The sequence below is a fragment of the Amycolatopsis sp. 3B14 genome, assembly GCF_050958625.1.
GTDB classification, from domain to species: Bacteria; Actinomycetota; Actinomycetes; order Mycobacteriales; family Pseudonocardiaceae; genus Amycolatopsis_E; species Amycolatopsis_E thermoflava.
Window position 1 is genome coordinate 1 of record NZ_JBHZEN010000063.1, and the last position, 20575, is coordinate 20575.

At 72.0% G+C, this 20575-nt stretch carries 22 protein-coding genes; 16 read left to right on the forward strand and 6 right to left on the reverse strand.

The features are described 5' to 3' along the window. On the reverse strand, positions 1-495 hold a 495-nt coding region (locus ACCP09_RS31585; RefSeq protein WP_433752364.1), incomplete at its 3' end, for an NAD(P)-dependent oxidoreductase. Positions 496-527: 32 nt separating this feature from the next. Beyond that, entirely contained in the window at positions 528-938 is a 411-nt protein-coding gene (locus ACCP09_RS31590) for a MarR family winged helix-turn-helix transcriptional regulator (protein ID WP_017987440.1), read from the reverse strand. Positions 939-1056: 118 nt separating this feature from the next. Between ACCP09_RS31590 and ACCP09_RS31595 the strand changes: the two genes are divergently transcribed. Further along, entirely contained in the window at positions 1057-3072 is a 2016-nt protein-coding gene (locus ACCP09_RS31595) for an MMPL family transporter (protein ID WP_433752366.1), read from the forward strand. Here ACCP09_RS31595 and ACCP09_RS31600 read toward each other — a convergent pair whose 3' ends face one another. Further along, complete coding sequence (locus ACCP09_RS31600) at positions 3073-3726, reverse strand: amino acid-binding protein (RefSeq protein ID WP_027931924.1); 654 nt, start codon at positions 3724-3726, stop codon at positions 3073-3075. A gap of 215 nt (positions 3727-3941) precedes the next feature. Here ACCP09_RS31600 and gatC point away from each other — a divergent pair, with 215 nt between their 5' ends. From gatC to ACCP09_RS31620, 4 genes are read left to right on the forward strand one after another with little or no spacing between them, the layout of a single operon-like run. Next, complete coding sequence (gene gatC / locus ACCP09_RS31605) at positions 3942-4241, forward strand: Asp-tRNA(Asn)/Glu-tRNA(Gln) amidotransferase subunit GatC (RefSeq protein ID WP_017987443.1); 300 nt, start codon at positions 3942-3944, stop codon at positions 4239-4241. After that, positions 4238-5743: an Asp-tRNA(Asn)/Glu-tRNA(Gln) amidotransferase subunit GatA gene (gene gatA / locus ACCP09_RS31610; protein WP_378334453.1), complete on the forward strand. Its 1506-nt coding sequence runs from the start codon at positions 4238-4240 to the stop codon at positions 5741-5743. The genes gatC and gatA overlap by 4 nt, the downstream gene beginning before the upstream one ends. Continuing rightward, a complete protein-coding gene (gene gatB, locus ACCP09_RS31615) occupies positions 5740-7245 on the forward strand; it encodes an Asp-tRNA(Asn)/Glu-tRNA(Gln) amidotransferase subunit GatB (protein ID WP_027931922.1) in 1506 nt (501 codons plus the stop codon). The genes gatA and gatB overlap by 4 nt, the downstream gene beginning before the upstream one ends. 2 nt (positions 7246-7247) lie before the next feature. Further along, positions 7248-7766: a hypothetical protein gene (locus ACCP09_RS31620; RefSeq protein ID WP_123683555.1), complete on the forward strand. Its 519-nt coding sequence runs from the start codon at positions 7248-7250 to the stop codon at positions 7764-7766. Positions 7767-7889: 123 nt separating this feature from the next. Here ACCP09_RS31620 and ACCP09_RS31625 read toward each other — a convergent pair whose 3' ends face one another. Then, positions 7890-9080, reverse strand: a complete 1191-nt coding sequence (locus ACCP09_RS31625; protein ID WP_400984519.1) for a PQQ-dependent sugar dehydrogenase — start codon at positions 9078-9080, stop codon at positions 7890-7892. Between the two features lie 52 nt (positions 9081-9132). Here ACCP09_RS31625 and ACCP09_RS31630 point away from each other — a divergent pair, with 52 nt between their 5' ends. The 4 genes from ACCP09_RS31630 to ACCP09_RS31645 all read left to right on the forward strand — a co-directional run bounded on the left by ACCP09_RS31630 (position 9133) and on the right by ACCP09_RS31645 (position 12294). Continuing rightward, positions 9133-10047, forward strand: a complete 915-nt coding sequence (locus ACCP09_RS31630; protein ID WP_037323967.1) for a 2-hydroxyacid dehydrogenase — start codon at positions 9133-9135, stop codon at positions 10045-10047. A 2-nt stretch (positions 10048-10049) separates the two neighbouring features. Beyond that, positions 10050-10427 carry a VOC family protein gene (locus tag ACCP09_RS31635; RefSeq protein ID WP_433752371.1) on the forward strand — a complete coding sequence of 126 codons (378 nt, stop codon included), beginning with the start codon at positions 10050-10052 and terminating at the stop codon, positions 10425-10427. 108 nt (positions 10428-10535) lie between these two features. Beyond that, positions 10536-11612, forward strand: a complete 1077-nt coding sequence (locus tag ACCP09_RS31640) for a serine hydrolase domain-containing protein (protein WP_433752373.1) — start codon at positions 10536-10538, stop codon at positions 11610-11612. 61 nt (positions 11613-11673) lie between these two features. Then, positions 11674-12294: a DoxX family protein gene (locus ACCP09_RS31645; protein WP_123683551.1), complete on the forward strand. Its 621-nt coding sequence runs from the start codon at positions 11674-11676 to the stop codon at positions 12292-12294. Positions 12295-12346: 52 nt separating this feature from the next. Here the strand turns inward: ACCP09_RS31645 and ilvD are convergent, their stop codons facing one another. Then, a complete protein-coding gene (gene ilvD / locus ACCP09_RS31650; protein ID WP_378364933.1) occupies positions 12347-14191 on the reverse strand; it encodes a dihydroxy-acid dehydratase in 1845 nt (614 codons plus the stop codon). Positions 14192-14404: 213 nt separating this feature from the next. Here ilvD and ACCP09_RS31655 point away from each other — a divergent pair, with 213 nt between their 5' ends. The 6 genes from ACCP09_RS31655 (at position 14405) to ACCP09_RS31680 (ending at position 19079) form a co-directional block, all read left to right on the forward strand. Continuing rightward, positions 14405-15289: a purine-cytosine permease family protein gene (locus ACCP09_RS31655; RefSeq protein WP_433752375.1), complete on the forward strand. Its 885-nt coding sequence runs from the start codon at positions 14405-14407 to the stop codon at positions 15287-15289. 71 nt (positions 15290-15360) lie between these two features. Beyond that, a complete protein-coding gene (locus tag ACCP09_RS31660; protein ID WP_433752377.1) occupies positions 15361-16047 on the forward strand; it encodes a hypothetical protein in 687 nt (228 codons plus the stop codon). Further along, on the forward strand, positions 16047-16652 hold the full coding sequence (locus tag ACCP09_RS31665; RefSeq protein ID WP_027931913.1) for a cysteine hydrolase family protein: 606 nt from the start codon (positions 16047-16049) through the stop codon (positions 16650-16652). Before ACCP09_RS31660 ends, ACCP09_RS31665 begins: the two co-directional genes overlap by 1 nt. 68 nt (positions 16653-16720) lie before the next feature. After that, entirely contained in the window at positions 16721-17461 is a 741-nt protein-coding gene (locus ACCP09_RS31670) for a GntR family transcriptional regulator (RefSeq protein ID WP_231960631.1), read from the forward strand. Next, positions 17458-18867 (forward strand): amidase, encoded by a 1410-nt coding sequence (locus ACCP09_RS31675; protein WP_433752380.1) that lies wholly within the window; start codon positions 17458-17460, stop codon positions 18865-18867. The genes ACCP09_RS31670 and ACCP09_RS31675 overlap by 4 nt, the downstream gene beginning before the upstream one ends. A gap of 11 nt (positions 18868-18878) precedes the next feature. Further along, positions 18879-19079 (forward strand): hypothetical protein, encoded by a 201-nt coding sequence (locus ACCP09_RS31680; RefSeq protein WP_027931910.1) that lies wholly within the window; start codon positions 18879-18881, stop codon positions 19077-19079. On the opposite strand, the gene ACCP09_RS31685 is transcribed toward ACCP09_RS31680, so the two are convergent. Beyond that, entirely contained in the window at positions 19076-19510 is a 435-nt protein-coding gene (locus ACCP09_RS31685; protein ID WP_017987457.1) for a PH domain-containing protein, read from the reverse strand. The genes ACCP09_RS31680 and ACCP09_RS31685 overlap by 4 nt on opposite strands. 297 nt (positions 19511-19807) lie before the next feature. On the opposite strand from ACCP09_RS31685, the gene ACCP09_RS31690 reads away from it, so the two are divergent. Next, the coding region (locus ACCP09_RS31690; RefSeq protein ID WP_433752383.1) for a thiamine pyrophosphate-binding protein at positions 19808-20575 on the forward strand (768 nt) is incomplete at its 3' end.

Consider the following 20575-nt stretch of genomic DNA (forward strand, 5'->3'; position numbering starts at 1 on the left):
CCCCCGCACCGGCCCCCCCCCCCCCCCCTGACGGCACCCCGGCGCCAGCACCGGCCCCCCCTCGCCCCCCCCCCCCGGCTCGCCCGCCAGCATCGCCACCAGCTGCCCCGCCTCGGCCGGCTTCCGCGACCCCGACACCGGCGCCTCGACGTACCGGCCACCCGCCGCGGCGACATCGGCCGCCAGCCCGCGCGAATACTCCGGCGACGTCGTCCCCATGTGCACGACGGTCCGCCCGCCGACATTCGCCGCGAACCCGCTCCCGCCGCGGCCCAGCGCGGCATCCACCGCCACGCCGTCGGCGAGCATCAGGAACACCACGTCCGCCCGGCGGCACACCTCCGCCGCGCTCCCGGCGACCGCCGCCCCCGCCGCGCGCAGCACCTCGGCCTTCGCGGCCGTCCGGTTCCACACCACGAGCGGCGCGCCCGCACGGACGAGGTTCAGCGCCATCGGCGTGCCCATCGTGCCCAGCCCCAGGAAACCCAGCTCCATGGCAGCACACTAGCGCGCGACTATGACACTTGTCATGGTCCGGTCAGGTGCCCGATCAGCTCGATCAGCTGCCGCCGGAAGGCCGCGTCGTCGCCGAGCGCGCCGATCACCGACGAGTCCTCCCGCGCGATCTGCTCGGAGGTGGCCAGCGCCTCTTCGCCCGCGGGGGTGAGCCGCGCCAGGGAGCGGCGGCCGTCGAGTGGATCGGGGACCCGCGTGACGTAGCCGGACCTGGACAGCCGGTCCAGGGTGCGGCTCATCGTCTGGTCCGTCACCTGGCACCGGCGGGCCAGCGCGCGCTGCGACAACGGCCCGCCGCGCAGGGTGTGCAACGCGATCAGCCCGGCGTGCGACAGCCCGAGCGTCTCCAGTCGCGCCGTCCACCGCTGCTCGACCAGCCGCGCCGCGGCGGACAGCAGTCGCCCGGTCGGCCAGGACGCCATCCCTTCCGCAGCCTCGACCGATGTCCGATTTGCCGGGCCTTCCTCTGCGGGCAACCGCGCCTCCCGGTAATGTTCAGCCTGCTGAACAACTCTCCGATCCCTAGGACTGTATTAGCCCATGAGGACCGCACGCTGGCTCGTCCCCGCCCTGCTCGTCGTCGCCTGGCTGGCGCTCGGGGGCTTCGGCGGCCCCTACGCCGGCAAGCTGAGCGACGTCGCCACCAACGACAACTCCGCCTTCCTCCCGGCGTCCGCCGAATCCACCTGCGCCCTCGACGAGCAGCGCACGTTCAGCACCGACCAGACGCTCCCGGCGATCGTCGTCGCCGAGCGGACGAGCGGCGTCGCGCCCCAGGACAACGCGTTCCTCACCGACGCCGCGGCCCGCATCCAGGCCATCCCCGGAGTCACGCAGGTCGCGAGCCCGCGGCCGTCGCAGGACGGCCAGGCCCTCGAACTCACCGTCTCCGTCCTCGTCGGCGGCGAACCCGGCGAGGTCGTCGAGCAGATCCGCGCCGAACTCCGCCAGGCGCCGCCGGGGCTGACCGTCCTCGTCGCCGGACCGGCCGCGCAGATCGCCGACCTGGTCACCGCTTTCGGCGGCATCGACGGCCTCCTCCTGCTGGTCGCCGGGCTCGTCGTGGCGCTGATCCTGGTCGTGGTCTACCGCAGCCCGCTGCTGCCCGTCGTCGTGCTGCTCTCGGCCGTCTTCGCGCTCGGGCTGGCCAGCCTGGTCGTCTACCTGCTCGCCGACCACGACGTCCTCACCCTCAACGGCCAGAGCCAGGGCATCCTGTTCATCCTCGTCTTCGGCGCGGCCACCGACTACGCGCTCCTCCTGGTCTCCCGGTTCCGCGAACAGCTGCGCGACACCGAGAGCCGGCACGAAGCGGTCGAACTCGCTTGGCGTGCCACCCTGCCGCCGATCGCCGCATCGGCCGGAACCGTCGTGCTCGGCGTGCTCTGCCTGCTGTTCTCCGACCTGCAGTCCAACCGCGGCCTCGGTCCGGTCGCCGCGATCGGCATCGCCGCCGCGTTCCTCGCGTCCGTTACGTTCTTGCCGGCCGCGCTCGCCCTGCTCGGCCGTGCCGCGTTCTGGCCGGTCCGGCCCAAGCTCGGCTCGCCGCACCCGGAGTCGCGCGGTATCTGGGGCCGGATCGCCAACGCCGTCACGGCCAAACCGCGTGCGATCTGGATCGGCACCACCGTCCTGCTGCTGGTCGGCGCCGCGTTCGTCCCGCAGCTCAAGGCGGGCGGTGTCGCGCAGTCCGACCTGTTCCTCACGCCGGTCGACTCGGTCGCCGGCCAGGAGGTACTGGCCAGGCACTTCCCCGGCGGGTCCGGCTCGCCGACCACGATCATCACCGACGAATCCCAGGCCCAGGCGGTGACCCAGGCCGCCAGGGTGGACGGCGTGGCCCAGGTCGCGGCGGCGCCGAACGTGGTCAACGGCCGGGTCCAGGTCATCGCGATCCTCACCGACGCCGCCGACTCCGAAGCCGCGCTCGACACGGTCGGCCGCGTCCGGGAGGCCGTGCACGCGGTGCCCGGCGCGGACGCCGTCGTCGGCGGCACGACCGCCATCCAGCTGGACACGCAGGAGACCTCCGAGCGGGACCGGGCGGTGATCATCCCGATCGTCCTCGTGGTGATCTTCGTGGTGCTCGCGTTGCTGCTGCGGGCCCTGCTCGCGCCGCTGCTGCTGATCGCGACCGTCGTGCTGTCCTTCGCGGCCACCATGGGCGTGTCCGCGCTCGTGTTCAACCACCTGCTGGACTTCCCCGGCGCGGACCCGGCGGTGCCGCTGTTCGGGTTCGTCTTCCTGGTGGCGCTCGGGATCGACTACAACATCTTCCTCATGACCCGGGTGCGCGAGGAGGCCGTCCGGACGAACACGCACGACGGCACGCTGCGCGGTCTCACACTCACCGGCGGCGTGATCACCTCGGCCGGGGTGGTGCTCGCCGCCACCTTCGCGGCGCTGGCGGTCATCCCGATCCTGTTCCTGGCCCAGATCGCGTTCATCGTCGCGTTCGGCGTCCTGCTCGACACCCTGATCGTGCGGTCGCTGCTGGTGCCCGCCCTGACGCTGGACGTCGGTCGGCGGATCTGGTGGCCGTCGAAGGTGCCGTGATCAGCCGTCGAGCACGACGGCGACGATCCCGGCCAGGTGCGCGAGGCGCGCGACCTCGGCGGCCCGGAACATCGGGCCGCCGGGACGGCCGACGAGCAGCGCCTTGTCCGGCTTGCCCAGCGGCGTCGCGGCCAGTTCGGTGCCCAGCTCCTGCCAGGTTTCCGGCACCCAGGAGTCCTCCGAGTCGAGGATGGTCGCGCGCTCCAGCGGCAGCCACGGCAGGTCGGTGATCGGCGCCTCGGGCGCCGCGCTGGAGGAGGCCAGGCGGTCCACGCCCGGCTCGCTGACCGACACCACGATCGCCCAGCCCGCCCGGATGATCCGCGGCACGCCCTCGACCAGCACCGACAGCCCGGACGCCGGCTGCGCGGCGATCTCCTCGACCAGTTCCAGCTCGCGGTGGGTGTCCAGCACGCCGGCGTACGGCCGCACCGCGTCGACCTCGACGCCCTCCACGCTCTCCGCCGCGGTGATCACGGCGTCCGGCAGCCTGCCGGAGGGCAGTTCGACGACCATGTCGTCGATCGCGACACCACCGCCGCGCTCGACCACGTCCACCGAGAGGATGTCCGCCCCGATCATGCCGAGAGCCGTCGCGACCGCTCCGAGGGTTCCTGGCGTGTCCGGGAGCTGCACCCGGATCAGGAAGGACAACGTGAACCCCTCTCGGGTCCGGCGCTCCCGCCTTGCCGGGGAGCGCAACCGGCCGCTGATTGTGACAGACGAAGGCCGTCACGGGGAGCCATCGTCTGAGTACCGAGACCGGATTGCGAGCCCGCCGTGCACAACCCGGTCGAGGTCGCAAGGCCCGCCGCCATAGACTTGTGACTTACCGAAACGCCGATCCGCACACCCCGGGAGTCACCCGCGTGCCCAACATTTCCCGCGACGAGGTCGCGCACCTGGCCAAGCTCGCCAGGCTCGCGGTCACCGACGACGAGCTGAACGTTTTCGCAGGTCAGCTCGACCAGATCCTGGACGCGGTTGCCAAGGTCAGCGAAGTCGCAGCCGACGACGTGCCGCCGACCTCGCACGCCGTGCCGCTCACGAACGTCTTCCGCGAGGACGTGGTCCGGCCCGGGCTGACCCAGCAGCAGGCGCTGGCCGGTGCGCCGGCCGCCGAAGAGGGCCGCTTCCGGGTGCCGCGGATCCTGGGGGAGGAACAGTGACCGACCTAACACGGCTGTCGGCCGCCGAGCTGGCCGAGAAGATCCACGCGCGTGAGGTGTCCGCCGCGGAGGTCACGCAGGCGCACCTGGACCGCATCGGCGAGGTCGACGACCACGTCCACGCGTTCCTCAACGTCGACGCCGACGGCGCGCTCGCGGCCGCCCGTGAGGTCGACGCCGCGCTGGCCGACGGCCAGGCCCCGGCCTCGCCGATCGCCGGTGTCCCGCTCGCCCTCAAGGACGTGCTGACCACCCAGGGCCTGCCCACCACCTGCGGTTCGAAGACCCTGGAGAACTGGATCCCGCCGTACGACTCGACGGTCACGCGCAAGCTGCGCGAGGCGGGCGTGCCGATCCTGGGCAAGACCAACATGGACGAGTTCGCGATGGGCTCCTCCACCGAGAACTCGGCGTTCGGCCCGACCCACAACCCGTGGGACCACGCCCGCATCCCGGGCGGCTCCGGCGGTGGCTCGGCCGCGTCGCTCGCCGCCTTCGAGGCGCCGCTGGCGATCGGCACCGACACCGGCGGCTCGATCCGCCAGCCGGGCGCGGTCACCGGCACGGTCGGCGTGAAGCCGACGTACGGCGGGGTGTCCCGCTACGGGCTGGTGGCGTTCTCGTCCTCGCTCGACCAGGCCGGGCCGTGCGCCCGCACCGTGCTCGACGCCGCGCTGCTGCACGAGGTCATCGGCGGCTGGGACCCGCTCGACTCGACCTCCATCAACGCGCCGGTGCCGCCGGTCGTCGCCGCCGCCCGCGAGGGCCTGCGCGGCGACCTCAAGGGCGTCAAGGTCGGCGTGGTCAAGGAGTTCAGCGGCGAGGGCTACCAGGCCGGTGTCCAGCGCTCGTTCGAGGGCGCGGTCGAGCAGCTCACGGCGCTCGGCGCCGAGGTCGTCGAGGTGTCCTGCCCGAACTTCGTCTACGCGCTGCCCGCGTACTACCTGATCGCGCCGAGCGAGGCGTCGTCGAACCTGGCCCGGTTCGACGCCATGCGCTACGGCCTGCGGGTCGCCGACGACGGTTCGCACAGCGCCGAAGAGGTCATGTCGGCCACGCGCGAGGCCGGGTTCGGCCCCGAGGTCAAGCGCCGCATCATGCTCGGCACGTACGCGCTGTCCTCCGGCTACTACGACGCGTACTACGGCTCGGCGCAGAAGGTGCGCACGCTGATCTCCCGCGACTTCGCGGCCGCGTTCGAGAAGGTGGACGTGCTGGTCTCGCCGACCACCCCGACCACCGCGTTCAAGATCGGCGAGCGGGTCGACGACCCGATGGCCATGTACCTCGCCGACCTGTGCACGATCCCGGCCAACCTGGCCGGCAACGCCGCCATGAGCGTGCCCAGTGGACTGTCCGATGAGGACGGGCTGCCGGTCGGCCTGCAGATCATGGCCCCGGCGCTCGCCGACGACCGGCTCTACCGGGTCGGCGCCGCCTACGAGGTCGCGCGCGGGTCGATCATCGACCGGGTTCCGGAGCTGAAGGGAGTCTCGGCGTGACCGCCGTTGCCGAAGTGATGGACTACGCCGAGGTCGTCGAGCGGTTCGACCCGGTGCTCGGGCTCGAGGTCCACGTCGAGCTGAACACCAAGACGAAGATGTTCTGCGGCTGCGCCAACGAGTTCGGCGGCGAGCCCAACACCCACGTGTGCCCGACCTGCCTCGGCCTGCCCGGCGCGCTGCCGGTGCTCAACGGCAAGGGCGTCGAGGGCGCGATCCGCATCGGCCTCGCGCTGAACTGCGAGATCGCCGAGTGGTGCCGGTTCGCCCGGAAGAACTACTTCTACCCGGACATGCCGAAGAACTTCCAGACCTCGCAGTACGACGAGCCGATCGCGTTCAACGGCTACCTGGACGTGACGCTGGACGACGGCGAGGTCGTGCGCGTGGAGATCGAGCGCGCGCACATGGAGGAGGACACCGGCAAGTCGCTGCACGTCGGTGGCGCCACCGGTCGCATTCACGGCGCGGAGCACTCGCTGCTGGACTACAACCGGGCCGGCGTGCCGCTCATCGAGATCGTCACCAAGCCGATCGTCGGCATGGGCGAGCGGGCTCCCGAGGTCGCCCGCGCCTACGTGACCGCGCTGCGGGACCTGCTGCTGGCGCTGGACGTCTCCGACGTGCGCATGGACCAGGGCTCGCTGCGCTGCGACGCGAACGTGTCGCTGATGCCGAAGGGCGCCACCGAGTTCGGCACCCGCACCGAGACCAAGAACGTCAACTCCTTCCGCAGCGTCGAGCGCGCCGTGCGGTACGAGATGACGCGGCAGGCCGCGGTGCTGGTCGCGGGCGGCACGGTCACCCAGGAGACCCGGCACTTCCAGGAGTCCGACGGCACCACCTCGCCGGGCCGCACCAAGGAGACCGCCGAGGACTACCGGTACTTCCCGGAGCCCGACCTGGTCCCGATCGCGCCGTCGCGCGAATGGGTCGAGGAGCTGCGCGGGACGCTGCCGGAGATGCCGGCCGCGCGCCGCAAGCGGATCCAGACCGAGTGGAACCTGTCCGCCGAGGAGCTGCGCGACCTGTTCAACTCGGGCGCGGTCGAGCTGGTCGAGGCGACGGTCGCCGAGGGCGCGAAGCCGAACGACGCCCGCAGCTGGTGGGTGAACTTCCTGGCGCAGGAAGCCAACGCCCGCGAGACCGAGATCGCCGCGCTGCCGATCACCCCGGCGCAGGTCGCCAGGGTGGCCGCGCTGGTCGACTCCGGCGAGCTGACCAACAAGCTCGCGCGTGAGGTCGTCAAGGGCGTGCTGGCCGGCGAGGGCGAGCCGGACGAGGTCGTGGAGAAGCGCGGCCTGAAGGTCGTCTCGGACGACTCGGCGCTGCTGGCCGCGGTGGACGCGGCGCTGGCCGCGCAGCCGGACATCGCGGACAAGATCCGCGGCGGCAAGGTCCAGGCGGCGGGTGCGATCGTCGGCGCGGTCATGAAGGCGACCAAGGGCCAGGCCGACGCCAAGCGCGTCCGCGAACTCATCATCGAGCGGGTGGGCGCCTGAGGATGCCGTCGAAGGTGTCCGCCGAGCCCGAGCGGTTCTCGCTCGCCCGCGTCAGCTGGCGCGAGTGGACGGCGTTCGGGGCGGGCGTGGTCGCCACGCTCGCCCTGTTCCTGCCGTGGACGAACCTGTCCGCGACGAACCAGGTCGTCGACGAGGCCCTGCGGGAACTGCCGTCCTCCGACGTCGCGCGGGACGCCTGGACCACCGGGTTCCTCGCCTGGTGCGGGCCGTTGCTGCTGCTTCTCGCCGGTGTCGCGGTGGTCGCGTTCGGACAGTTCCGCAAGGTGCGCGTCGCCGGGCTGCCGCACCTGTGGCTGATCTTCGCCGGGGTGGCGCTGCTGCTGATGGTCCTCGGCTGGTTCGCGATGGGCTGGCAGTTCGACGAGGACACCCGCGGGCTGCTCGACGAGGGCGGCATCGGGCTGTACGCCGGGATCGGCCGGTACCTGGGGATGCTCGGCGCGCTGGCGTCGCTGGTGGCGGCCGTGCTGGATGTTCGGGCGCTGCGGCGCCGGTCCTGAGGTTCGCCGGTTCCCGGGTAGAACGCGGAACTCGCGTGCGTGAGCGTGGGACTCGCCGGTTTGTCCGCGAGTCCCACGTTTCTGTCCGCGAGTTCTGCGGTCCTGCGCGTGAGGTCTGCGGTGCTAGTCCTTGCCGCTCCCGCCGCTCGGGGTGGCCTGCAGCGAGATCAGCACGACCCGGTCGTCGCTCGAAATCGGCTGGCCGCCGTCCTTGTTGACGGTACCCACGAGCGCGAACTGGCTGTCGATCTGGTCCAGCCCGCCGTAGCGGCCGTACGCGGTGCCGTTCTTGCCGTCCATCAGCGTCTTCGGCTTGCCGCCCACCGAACCGTCCAGCGTGATGGGCAGTTCCTGCACGTTGGCGCCCACCGAGGTGGCGATGACGACCGCCGAGCCGCTGTCCGCGCAGCCCGCCAGCGCCGGCTTCTCCGGCCACGTCCACGTCGGCACCGCGAGCGACGCGCCCGGCGTGATCGGGTACAGCGCGTCCACGGAGGAGCCCCGGTCCGTGATCCACATCCGGGAACCGTCCGTCGCCTTGCAGAGGCCGCCGGGGGAGTGCACGCCGCTCGCGTACACCCGCGAGCCGGGCGTCGGGTTGCCCTGCGCCGCGTTGCCCGCCGTGTCGATGCGCAGGACCTTCCCGGCCAGCGAGTTCGGGTCCGCGGCCGCCGACGGGTTGCCCGCGTCGCCCGTCGCGACCAGCAGCGCGCCCTTGCCGTCGGTCATGATCGCGCCCCGGTTGCCCGTCGCACCCTTCGGGATGCCCGTCAGCAGCGCCTTCGGCTGCTGGCCGCGCGTGAAGCGGACCACCCGGTTGTCGGTGGCCGTCGTGACGTAGGCGAACACCAGCTGGTCCTCGGCGAACGTCGGGGACAGCGCGAGCCCGGTCAGGCCGCCGTCACCGGTCGCCTGCACGTCCAGGCGGATGACCTCGGCCGGCGCCTGACCGCTCGACACCTGCAGCACGCGGCCTGTCTTGCGTTCCGCGGCGAGCGCGCTCGGCGCGGCGCCGGTGTCCGGCAACGCGGCGAGCGCGGACACCGTGTCCAGACACGTCGCAATCACGGACTGGTCGTAGTCGGTGCAGCCCTGCGGCGGCGGGATCGACGTCTGCGGGGCGCTGGGCCGCGACTCGTCGTCACCGCCGTCGACCTCGGGCAGCTCGGGCTGCGGACCGGCCGGGGCGGTCAGCTCCGGGGCGGGTTCGAACGTCTGGTTCGCGGCCCGGTCGTCGAACTGGGCGCAGCCGGTCAGCAGCAGCCCGCAGGCCACCACCAGCAGCCACGGCGCCTTCCCGTTCCCGACACGCACGCTCCCAGCCTAGGTGGCGGTGGGTGAACGACGGGTAAGTACCGTGGCGATCATGTCCGTCACGGTTCTGGTCCCCGACGAAGACGGCCTGCACGCGCTCGGCGAGCTGGCCGGGGTGCGGCCCGTCCGCTACAGCTGGCGCGAGCCGCTGCCGCCCGAGGCCGCCGACGCCGAGGTCCTCGTCCCCGGCGCGCACCGGCCCGAGGAACGCGACGCGGTGCTCGGCGCGCTGCCGAACCTGAAGTTGATCCAGCTGCTGTCGGCGGGCGCGGAGAACTGGATCGGCTCCGTGCCGGACGGTGTGCTGCTGTCCACCTGCCGCGGCGCGCACGGCGGCAGCACGGCCGAATGGGTCGTCGCGGTGCTGCTGTCGATCTACCGGGAGCTGCCCGGGTTCGCCGCCGACCAGGCCGCGCACCGCTGGAACCTGCACGCCACCGACACGCTTCAGGACAAGCGGGTGCTCGTCGTCGGGGCCGGTGACCTGGGGCGGCAGCTCAAGCGCCGCCTGGCCGCCTTCGACGCGCGGGTCACGATGGTCGGCGTCAGCGCGCGTGAGGGCGTCCACTCGGTCGACGAGCTGCCCGCGCTGCTGGGCGCGCACGACGTCGTCGCGCTGATGGTGCCACTGACCTCCCGCACCCGCGGGATGGTGGACGGGAAGTTCCTCGCCGCGATGCCCGACGGCGCGATCCTCGTCAACGCCGCGCGCGGACCGGTGGTCGATACGGACGCGCTGGTGGCCGAGCTGACCGCCGGCCGCCTGCGGGCCGCGCTGGACGTCACCGACCCCGAGCCGCTGCCCGCGGACCATCCACTGTGGACGGCGCCGAACGTGCTGCTGACGCCGCACGTGGCCGGCTCGGTGACGGGCAGCAAGCGGCGCTCGTACGCCGTGGTCGCCGCGGAGATCGCCCGCTACGCCGGCGGGGAGCTGCCGCAGAACCTCGTGCACGGGGAGTACTAGCGATGATCCTCCGCCACGTGACGATCGGCTGCGCCGAACCCTACGAGCTGGCCCGGTTCTGGAGCCAGGTGACCGGGTGGCCGGTCTCCGGCGAGGACTCGCCTGGCGACGCCGAGGTGCTGGTCGAGGCGCCCGCGCCGGTGCCCGGGCTGCTGTTCATCCGGGTTCCCGAGGGCAAGACGGTGAAGAACCGCGTCCACTTCGACTGGATGCCGGAGGACCGGACCCGCGACGAGGAGGTGGCGCGGGTCGTCACCCTCGGCGCGACGCTGCACGAGGACCACCGGACCCCCGACGGGCTCGGCTGGGTCACGCTGCTCGATCCCGAAGGCAATGAGTTCTGCATCGAGCGCAGCGTGGGCGAGCGCCAAACCATCTGACACACCCACCGGGGCGTGTCAGGCGCCGTGTCAGCGCGGAGGCGGTGCGGTGTCAGGCCGGCGGGCGAACGTAGTCGCATCAAGCCGGACCGAACACAGGAGCGCACGATGCAGAACACCGCCACCATCACGCACCGCCCCGAGTTGCAGCAGGCCGTCCAGGCCCTCGTCGACGCCGGGTTCGCCGCCGCCGAGTTGTGCGTCCGCGACGACCGCGGCCGCTGGACCGGCCGGGCCGGCGTGAGCGAGCTGGGTGGGACCGCCGAGCCGCCCGCGGGCGCGCAGGGCTGGGCGGGCAGCGTCATGAAGACCTTCACCGCGACGCTCGTGCTCCAGCTGGTGGCCGAGGGTCGGATCGAGCTGGACGGCCCGGTCGCCGGTCACCTGCCCGGATTCGGGTTCGACGATCGGATCACCGTCCGGATGCTGTTGCAGCACACCAGCGGCCTCTACAACTACACCGGCGAGCTCGACGCCGACGGCACCTTCGTGATGGGGCTCCCGTCGCAGGGCCGGGCGTGGGTGGACAACCGCTTCCACACCTACCGCCCCGAGGAGCTGGTGCGCTTCGCGCTGTCGCGGTCGCCGCGGTTCGAGCCGGGCGAGGGCCAGAGCTACTCCAACACCAACTACACCGTCGCCCTGCTGCTGATCGAGGCGGTCACCGGCAACACCTACGCCGAGGAGGCCCAGCGGCGCATCCTCGGGCCGCTCGGCCTGGCGGACACCGTCGTGTCGGCGACCTCGCCGGACCTCCCCGGCCCACACGCCCACGGCTACTACCGCTACGAGGACGGCGGCGAGTGGCACGTCGTCGACGTCAGCCGCCAGAACCCCTCCCTGCTGGCCGGCGCGGGCGACTTGATCTCGACCGCCGAAGACCTGAACACCTTCATCTCCGCGTTGCTCGGCGGCCGGCTCCTGCCCGCCCCGTTGCTGGCCGAGATGCTCACCCCGCACGGCGAGCTCAACCTCGGTCTGGGCCTGTGGGTGCAGGACCTCGGCCCGGCGGGCACGATCGTGCACCACAACGGCGGCGCCCCCGGTGGCTACGGCGCCCTGATGATCAGCACGCCGGACGGCAGCCGGACCCTGACGGCGACGCTGACCACCGGCGAGGCGGACCCGGCACAGGTGTTCCCCGCGGCGCTGGGCACGCTCATCATGTCGGTGTTCGGCAGCTGAGCACCCGCTCGATGCCCCGGAAACTGTCGCGCTTCCGACACGGATGGCCTAACCTGCGCGGGTGACCAGCCCTCAGGACGAGTCGAAGACCCAGAACCTGTTCACGGAATCCGGGTACTACCAGCCCACCGAGAGCAGCAGCACCAGCATGCTCTCCGACGTCGAGGACCGGCCGTCACCGCCGGTGAACCGCTACCACGGCGGGATCGACTTCGGTCTGCTCGCGCTGCGGCTCGCGCTCGGGGCGATCCTCGGCGCGCACGGGTTGCAGAAGGTGTTCGGGCTGTTCGGCGGCCCCGGCATCGACGGCACGGCGCGGATGCTGGAGTCGATGGGCTACACGGCCCAGCCGACGCTGCTCGCGTGGGTCACCGGGTTGAGCGAACTGATCGGCGCGGTGCTCGTCGTGCTGGGCCTGTTCACCCAGATCGGCGCCGCCGCGATCCTCGGCGTCACCGTGAACATGATCTACGTCCAGTGGAGCGGCGGGTTCTTCGAGCCGAACGGGTTCGAGTTCGAGCTGCTGCTGGCGACTGTGGCGTTCGCGCTGCTGTTCACCGGCTCCGGACGGATCGCGCTGGACGTCAACACCCCGTGGCGGCGCCGCCCGGTGCCGTTCGGGTTGTTCTTCCTGCTGATCGCCGCCGCGGCGGCCGTCGTGGTCATCGTGCTGGCGCGCTGAACAACGAAAAAGGGCCCCGGCTGCTCGCAGCCGGGGCCCTTCGTCGTCAGGCCTACTTGTTCGGGTCGCGCACCGCGCCCGTGTCGGCGGAGGTGGCCATCCGCGCGTAGGCGCGCAGGGCCGCGGTCACGGGCCGCTGGCGCTCCACCGGCTGCCACGGCCGCTCCGAGGCCTCCATCTTCGCCCGGCGCTCGGCCAGCACGTCGGCGTCCACCAGCAGCTCCAGCTTCCGCTCGTGCACGTCGATCAGGATCTGGTCGCCATCCTGGACCAAGCCGATCGTGCCGCCCGACGCGGCCTCCGGCGAGATGTGCCCGACCGAGATCCCGGACGAGCCGCCGGAGAACCGGCCGTCGGTGATCAACGCGCACTTCTTGCCCAGCCCGGCGCCCTTGAGGAACGCCGTCGGGTGCAGCATCTCCTGCATGCCAGGGCCGCCTGCCGGACCCTCGTAGCGGACCACGAGCACCTCACCCGGCTGGATCTTCTTGCTCAGAATGACCGAGACGGCCTCCTCCTGGCTCTCGACCACACGCGCCGGGCCCTGGAACCGCCACAGCTCCTCGTCGATGCCCGCGGACTTGATCACCGCGCCGTTCTCGGCCAGGTTGCCGCGCAGCACCGCGAGCCCGCCGTCCTTGGTGTAGGCGTGCTCGATGTCGCGGATGCAGCCGTTGGCCGCGTCCGTGTCCAGCTCGGTCCACCGGTTCGACGTCGAGAACGCCTCCGTGGTGCGGACCCCGCCCGGCGCGGCGTGGAACAGCTCGATCGCCTCCGGCGACGGCGACCCGCCGCGGATGTCCCACGTGGACAGCCACTGCTCCAGCGAAGAGGAGTGCACAGCAGTGACATCCCGGTTGAGCAGCCCGGCCCGGTTCAGCTCGCCGAGGATCGCCGGGATGCCGCCGGCCCGGTGCACGTCCTCCATGTGGTAGTCGGAGTTCGGCGCGACCTTCGACAGGCACGGCACGCGGCGGCCGATCTCGTCGATGTCGGAGATCGTGAAGTCGACCTCGCCCTCCTGGGCCGCGGCCAGGATGTGCAGCACCGTGTTGGTCGAGCCGCCCATCGCCATGTCCAGCGCCATCGCGTTCTCGAACGCCTTGCGGTTGGCGATCGAGCGCGGCAGCACGCTGTCGTCGTCCTCGCCGTACCAGCGCTTGCACAGCTCCATCACTGTGCGGCCGGCGTCCTCGAACAGCTTGCGGCGCGCGGCGTGCGTGGCCAGCGTCGAGCCGTTGCCCGGCAGCGACAGGCCCAGCGCCTCGGTCAGGCAGTTCATCGAGTTCGCGGTGAACATGCCCGAGCACGACCCGCACGTCGGGCACGCGGACCGCTCCACAATGGACAGCCCGTCCTCGTCGACGGCGGGGTTCGCCGAGGCGGAGATGCTGGTGATCAGGTCGGTCGGCGCGTGCGCGACGCCGTCCACGACCACCGCCTTGCCGGCCTCCATCGGGCCGCCGGACACGAACACCACCGGGATGTTCAGCCGCATCGCGGCGTTCAGCATGCCCGGGGTGATCTTGTCGCAGTTGGAGATGCAGACCAGCGCGTCGGCCTGGTGCGCGTTGACCATGTACTCGACCGAGTCGGCGATGATCTCGCGCGAGGGCAGCGAGTAGAGCATGCCGCTGTGCCCCATGGCGATGCCGTCGTCCACCGCGATCGTGTGGAACTCGCGCGCCACGCCACCGGCCTCGCGGATCGCCCCGGCCACGATGTCACCGAGGTCCTTGAGGTGCACGTGCCCGGGCACGAACTGGGTGTAGGAGTTGGCGATCGCGACGATCGGCTTGCCGAAGTCGCCGTCGGTCAGCCCGGTGGCCCGCCAGAGGGACCGGGCGCCCGCGGCGTTGCGGCCATGGGTGGTTGTTCGGGAGCGCAGAGCAGGCATGCCAGCCAGATTACGCCGGGTCCCGCGCGTCCCGATCAACCGGCGGCCCATCCCACACCGAATTCGGCGCATCACCTCGCCGCGTGACGAAAACCGCAGGTCAGCGCGGTGCCCGGAGAGTGAGAAGCGGCGTAACCGGGCGCAATGCCGTCGGATACGCGGCCGAAATACGCGATTCCTAGCTTTCGCCGCACACGAGCGAAGGGATCGGATATGGGCCTCGCTGACAACCCGGAAATGGAAGACTACTCACTGCGGTACACCCCGGCGGCGTTCCGGAAGTGGTCGCCGTGGATGGTGTTCCTGTCCTGCCTCGTCGGCATCTCCGCGATGGCGGGCTACGCGCTCGACGCCGCGTTCGTCGACGCGTTCGGCTTCGCCAACGCGCTCACCGGCTTCCTGGTCGCCGCGGCCGTGACGCTGCCGCTGACCCTGGTGATCGCGTTCGCGATCGCCCGCGGGCACGTGGACATCGACCTGCTGACCCGCGGCTCCGGCTTCGGCTACCTCGGATCCACGCTGACCTCGCTGGTCTACGCCACCTACACGCTGATCTTCCTGGCCTACGAGGGCGCGATCATGGCGCAGGCGGTGACCGCGCTGACCGGGCTGGACATCCACCTGTCCTACGTCGTGGTGTCCGCGGTGATGATCCCGCTGACCCTGTACGGGATGACGTTCAGCGCGAAGTTCCAGGCCTGGACGTGGCCGGTCTGGATCGCGCTGATCGGGCTGGCGCTGGGCACCGCGGCGACCGCGCCGGACGCCGGGCACAACATGGTCCACCCGGCGACCGTGTCGCCCTCCGGTCTGGCCGGGATGACCGTGCTCGCGGTGTTCACGATCGCCGCCGCGCAGCTGTCGCTGGCCACCCAAGTGGGGGAGCAGGGCGACTACCTGCGGCTGATGCCCGACCCCGAACCCGGCAGGCGGGGGCGGTGGCGGCTCGCGGTGATCATGGGCGGGCCCGGCTTCGCGTTGTTCGCGGTGGGCATCTTCTTCGCCTCGACGCTGCTGGTCGGGTACGCCTCGACGAAGATCGGCGCCGATCACGTCGGCGTCCCGGTCGACCTTTCACCGCCGTCTACGAGCGGCTGACCGGGAACCACACCGTCGCGCTGGTCCTCGCCGGCGTCCTGGTGCTGCTGTCCCAGATCAAGATCAACATCATGAACACCTACTCGGGGTCGCTGTCCTGGTCGAACTTCTTCTCCCGGCTGCTGCACCGCCACCCCGGGCGCGCCGCGTGGGTGTTCCTGCAGGTCGGGCTGTCCCTGGTGCTGATGGAGATCGACATCTTCAGCCACATCGTCGAGGTGCTCGCCTGGTACTCGAACGTCGGCGTCGCGTGGATCGCGGCGATGGTGTCCGACCTGGTGATCAACAAGAAGTGGCTGAAGCTGGCCCCGCCGCAGCTGGTGTTCCACCGCGCGCACCTCTACCACGTCAACCCCGTCGGGTTCGGGTCGATGATCGTCGCCGGCGCCGTGTCGATGGTCGCCTACTACGGCGCGTTCGGCCCGACAGCGGCCGCGTTGTCGCCGTTCATCGCGCTGGGCGTCGCGGTGGTCCTGCCGCCGGTCGTGGCCGCCGCCACCCGCGGACGCTGGTACGTCGCCCGCGAGTCGGTGCTGCCCGCCGGAGACGAGCTGCCGTGCTCGGTGTGCGCGGGCAGCTACGACCGCGCGGACATGGCGACCTGCCCCTTCCACGGCGGCACGATCTGCTCCCTGTGCTGCTCGACCGAGGCCGCCTGCCGGGACGCCTGCAAGCCCAGCGCGTGGCGGCCGCCCAAGGGTTCCGTGCCGCTCGGCATGCCGAAGTTCGCCCCCGACAAGGAACTGGAGGTCGCCTGATGAGCACCGCACTGCTGGTGGTGGACGTGCAGAACGGGTTCTGCCACCCGGACGGCTCGCTGCCGCGGCTGGGCCGGGAACTGGACGGCGCGGCGGCGGCGGTGGCGAACACCGCGGCCGCGGTGGCGCGGGCCAGGGAGGCGGGCGTGCCGGTGGTCTTCACCCGGCACGTCTACCGGCCCGGTCGCGTGGACGAGGGTCCCCGGCTGGCCGAGCTGTCCGGCGGGCTGGCCGAGCTGCACGGCCTGGAGGTGGGCACCTGGGACGCGGACGTGGTCGACGAACTCGGCTGCACGGCCGCGGACCTGGTGGTCGACAAGGCCCGGTTCGACGCGTTCCTGTGGACCTCGCTGGATCCGCTGCTCCAGGGGCTCGGCGTGACCGGACTGGTGGTCTGCGGCGTGGTGACCAACATCTGCGTCGAGTCCACCGTGCGCGCGGCCTTCATGCGGGACTACCGCGTCACGCTGCTCGAGGACTGCTGCGCGGCGATGACCCGGCGGCAGCACGAGATCGGCGTCGAGATCATGCGCGACATCGGGTTCGCCGCGATCGCCTCGATCGGCGGCGGCTTCACCTTCGGTGCTCTCCCGGAGGCCGCGTGAGCAGCGGTAACACGGCGGTGATGCCGTGGAGACCGAGCGGCAAACGACGCTCCTTAGCGTCCCCGGGAATGAGGACTGCGGCACAGCGGGGTCACGAGGTGCGCCGGTTGCGGGACATGCTCCGCGCGGCCGTCCAGGGTGGCCGCTACCCCGACGGGCAGCTGCCTGGCGAGGCCGAGCTGATGGCGGCGCACCGCGCGTCCCGCGCCACCGTCCGGGAAGCGCTTTCCCTGCTGCGCGCGGAGGGGCTGATCGAGCGCGTCCAGGGCATCGGCACGCACGCGGTCGTCCGGCCTGCCGACGAGCGGCTCGTCGAAGCCCACGGTGTGATCCGCCCGGACCAGCACAGCCTGCTCAACCGCCGCACCCGGCCCCGGCTGCTCGACCGCTCCGAGATCGCCGCGCCCGCCGTGGTCGCCGACCGGCTCGGCGTGCCTGCCGGGACCCCGTGCCTGCGCCTGGAGTACGTCGCGCTGCACCAGGAGGAGCCGGTCTGGCTCGCCACCAACTACGCCCTCTTCCCGGAGGCCGCGCGGTTGCGGGACTGCCCGTTCGTCACCGACTGGTACGCGCTCATGGCCGACGCCGGTGTCGAGTTCGGACAGTCCGAGTTCATCATCGGCGCCGAGCCCGCCGACCCGCTCGTCGCCGCCGTGCTCGGCATCGCGCCCGGCGCGCCCGTCCTGGTCACCGAGCAGACCATCGCCGACCCCGCCGGGCGCCTGTTCGACCTGGCCTTCATCCACACCCGCGCCGACCGGTTCCGGTTCGTCTCGCGCGGCACCCGAGTCCCCGGGAGGGAAGCATGATCCACACCGTCACCGACGCCGCCGCCGCGCTGCGGGCCGGCGCCACCACGTCCGTCGCGCTCACCGAAGCGGCCATCGCGGCCGCCGACCGCCAGGACGCGGAGATCGGCACCTACCTGCACCGGCTCGACGACTACGCGCTCGAGCGCGCCGCGGAGGCCGACGCCGAACTGGCCCACGGTGTGGACCGCGGCCCGCTGCACGGGATCCCGTTCGGCGTGAAGGACATCATCGCGATGGCCGAGGGCCCGACGACCGCGCAGAGCCTGGTGCTCGACCCGGCGTGGGGCGCGGGCCGGGACGCGCCCGTCGTCGCCCGGCTCAAGGCCGCGGGCGCGGTCATCACGGGCAAGACCTCGACGATGGAGTTCGCCTGCGGGATGCCGGACGACACCAAGCCGTTCCCCGTGCCGCGCAACCCGTGGAACCCGGACACCTGGCCCGGCGGGTCCAGCTCCGGCACCGGCAGCGGGGTCGCGGCCGGGATGTTCCTGGCCGGGGTGGGCACCGACACCGCGGGCAGCATCCGCATCCCGGCCGCGTTCTGCGGGGTCAGCGGCCTGATGCCGACGTTCGGCCGGGTGCCGAAGTCCGGGTGCGTGCCGCTGGGCTACAGCCTCGACCACATCGGACCGCTGGCGCGCTCCGCGCGGGACTGCGCCGCGGTGCTGGAGGTGCTGGCCGGTCTGGACGCCAGCGACCCGGACTGCGTGGACGCGCCGTTCAGCGCGCCCGCCTTCGACGGCGACCTGTCCGGCCTGCGCGTCGGGGTGGTGCGCGAGGGGCACTTCCCGGACCACGCGGATCCCGCGCTGGCCGGCGCGTTCGACGCGGCCGTCGCGGTGCTCACCGAGCAGGGCGCGACGGTCGTCGAGGTCACGCTGCCGTACTGGCACGAGATGATCACCGCGGACATGGTGACCATGGGTTGCGAGGCGCTGGCCTACCACCGCAACGACCTCGCCGGCCGCTGGGGCGACTACTACGCGGCCACACGCGCGATGCTGGTGACCGGGGCGATGGCGTCCGGCGCGGACTACGTGCAGGCCCAGCGGGTGCGCCGGGTGGCGCAGGACGCGCTGGCCCGGTTGTTCGAGACGGTCGACGTGATCGCCGCGCCGACGGCCGCGGTCGGCGCCCCGACCTTCGACAGCATCACCACGCCCGGCGGGGGAGTCGACGTGAGCGAGCTGTTCTCGCTGATCTTCACGCCGTACTGGGACAGCGTCGGCAACCCGGTGCTGGCCGTGCCGATGGGTTTCACCGCGGACGGGATGCCGTTGTCCCTGCAGCTGGCCGGTCCCGCCTTCGGCGAAGCGGCGATCCTGCGCGCGGGCGACGCGTTCCAGCAGAGCACCGACTGGCACCTGCGGGTGCCGCGGCCGGCCGGCATGGCCGCCGCCTGAAAGGAGAGACGATGGACGACCTGACGATGGTGCGCGGCCTGCTCGACGCGGCCGGGATCACGGCGAGCGAGGCGGAACTGGCCGCCTACGTCCCGGCCTACGCGGGGCAGCGCGCGTCGCTCGACGCCCTCTACGACGTGCCGGAAGCCCGGTACACCGACCCGGCGCTGCGGTTCCGCGCCGGCGCCCGCGTCGAGGACTGGGCCCGTTAGTCCGACGCCTCGTCCGTGGTCTCGTCCAGGTCGTCGGTCAGGCCGCTCGGGTCCTTCATGCGGCCCTCGCTGACCAGGGAGATCACCGGCAGGTGGCGGGTGCGGACCGACGGCAGCGGGACCTCGCTGCCGTCGGTCAGCACCGCGCGGACCTTGGCCTTGTCGTTGATCGCCAGCCCCTTGAGCGAGGACCACGGCATCTCGCGGTGGCCGAACACCGTCCGCACGTCCAGGCCGCGCGCGGAGGCGACCGTGCGGGTGCGCACCACGAAGACGAACAACCCGATCGGGACGACGTACATCAGCCACAACCCCGGCACGTCGGCGAACGCGGCGGGGATCATGCACACCGCCAGGAACACGACGGCGAGCAGGGAGATCAGCGGGACGCGGAAGATCGCCTTCCGGCCCTGTTGCTCGGTTTCGGCCACGCCACCATGGTGCCTCCCGCCCGCCGGGACGCCACGGCCGGGTGTGCCCAGTATCCGGGATCACCGTCCCGCAGAGTTGACACTGTTCGACAGGACCCGTTAACGTCAGCGCCGTGAACCCGCAGATTGGCCTCGTACTTCCCCCGCGCGTCGACGCGTAGGGACCATCGAACCCACCTGCGTCGACGCGCGACCCTCGTGCGACCTTGAAAGGTCGGCGGGGGTTTTTTGTTGCCCACGCCAGCCCGAACCCCACCACCCGACGAGAAGCCCCACGAGACCCACGAGGCAGAACTGATGACAAGCGCCACGTCGCGATCGGAAACGAAACCCGGAGCGAATCCGGCCGCCGCGTCGCCGGCCCAGCTCGGCAACCGCCCCAAGCCAGCCCCGCCCGCAGGCACGCCGGTCCGGGTGACCGGCGCGCAGTCGCTGGTGCGATCGCTCGAGGCGATGGGCGTCGAGGTGGTCTTCGGCATTCCGGGTGGCACCATCCTGCCTGCGTACGACCCGCTCCTGGACTCGACGAAGGTGCGGCACGTCCTCGTCCGCCACGAGCAGGGCGCCGGGCACGCGGCCACCGGGTACGCGCAGGCCACCGGCAAGGTCGGCGTGTGCATGGCGACCTCGGGCCCCGGCGCGACCAACCTGGTCACCCCGCTGGCCGACGCGAACATGGACTCCGTCCCGGTCGTCGCGATCACCGGCCAGCAGACCCGGCCGCTGATCGGCACCGACGCGTTCCAGGAAGCCGACATCTGCGGCATCACGATGCCGATCACCAAGCACAACTTCCTGGTCACCGACCCCATCGACATCCCGCGCGTGATCGCCGAGGCGTTCCACCTCGCCTCCACCGGCCGTCCCGGCCCGGTCCTGGTCGACATCCCCAAGGACGTCCTGCAGGAGACCACCTCGTTCTCCTGGCCGCCGGAGCTGCACCTGCCCGGCTACCGGCCGACGCTGCGCCCGCACGGCAAGCAGGTCCGCGAGGCCGCGCGGCTCATCGCGCAGGCCCGCCGCCCGGTCCTCTACGTCGGTGGCGGCGTGATCAAGGCGCAGGCC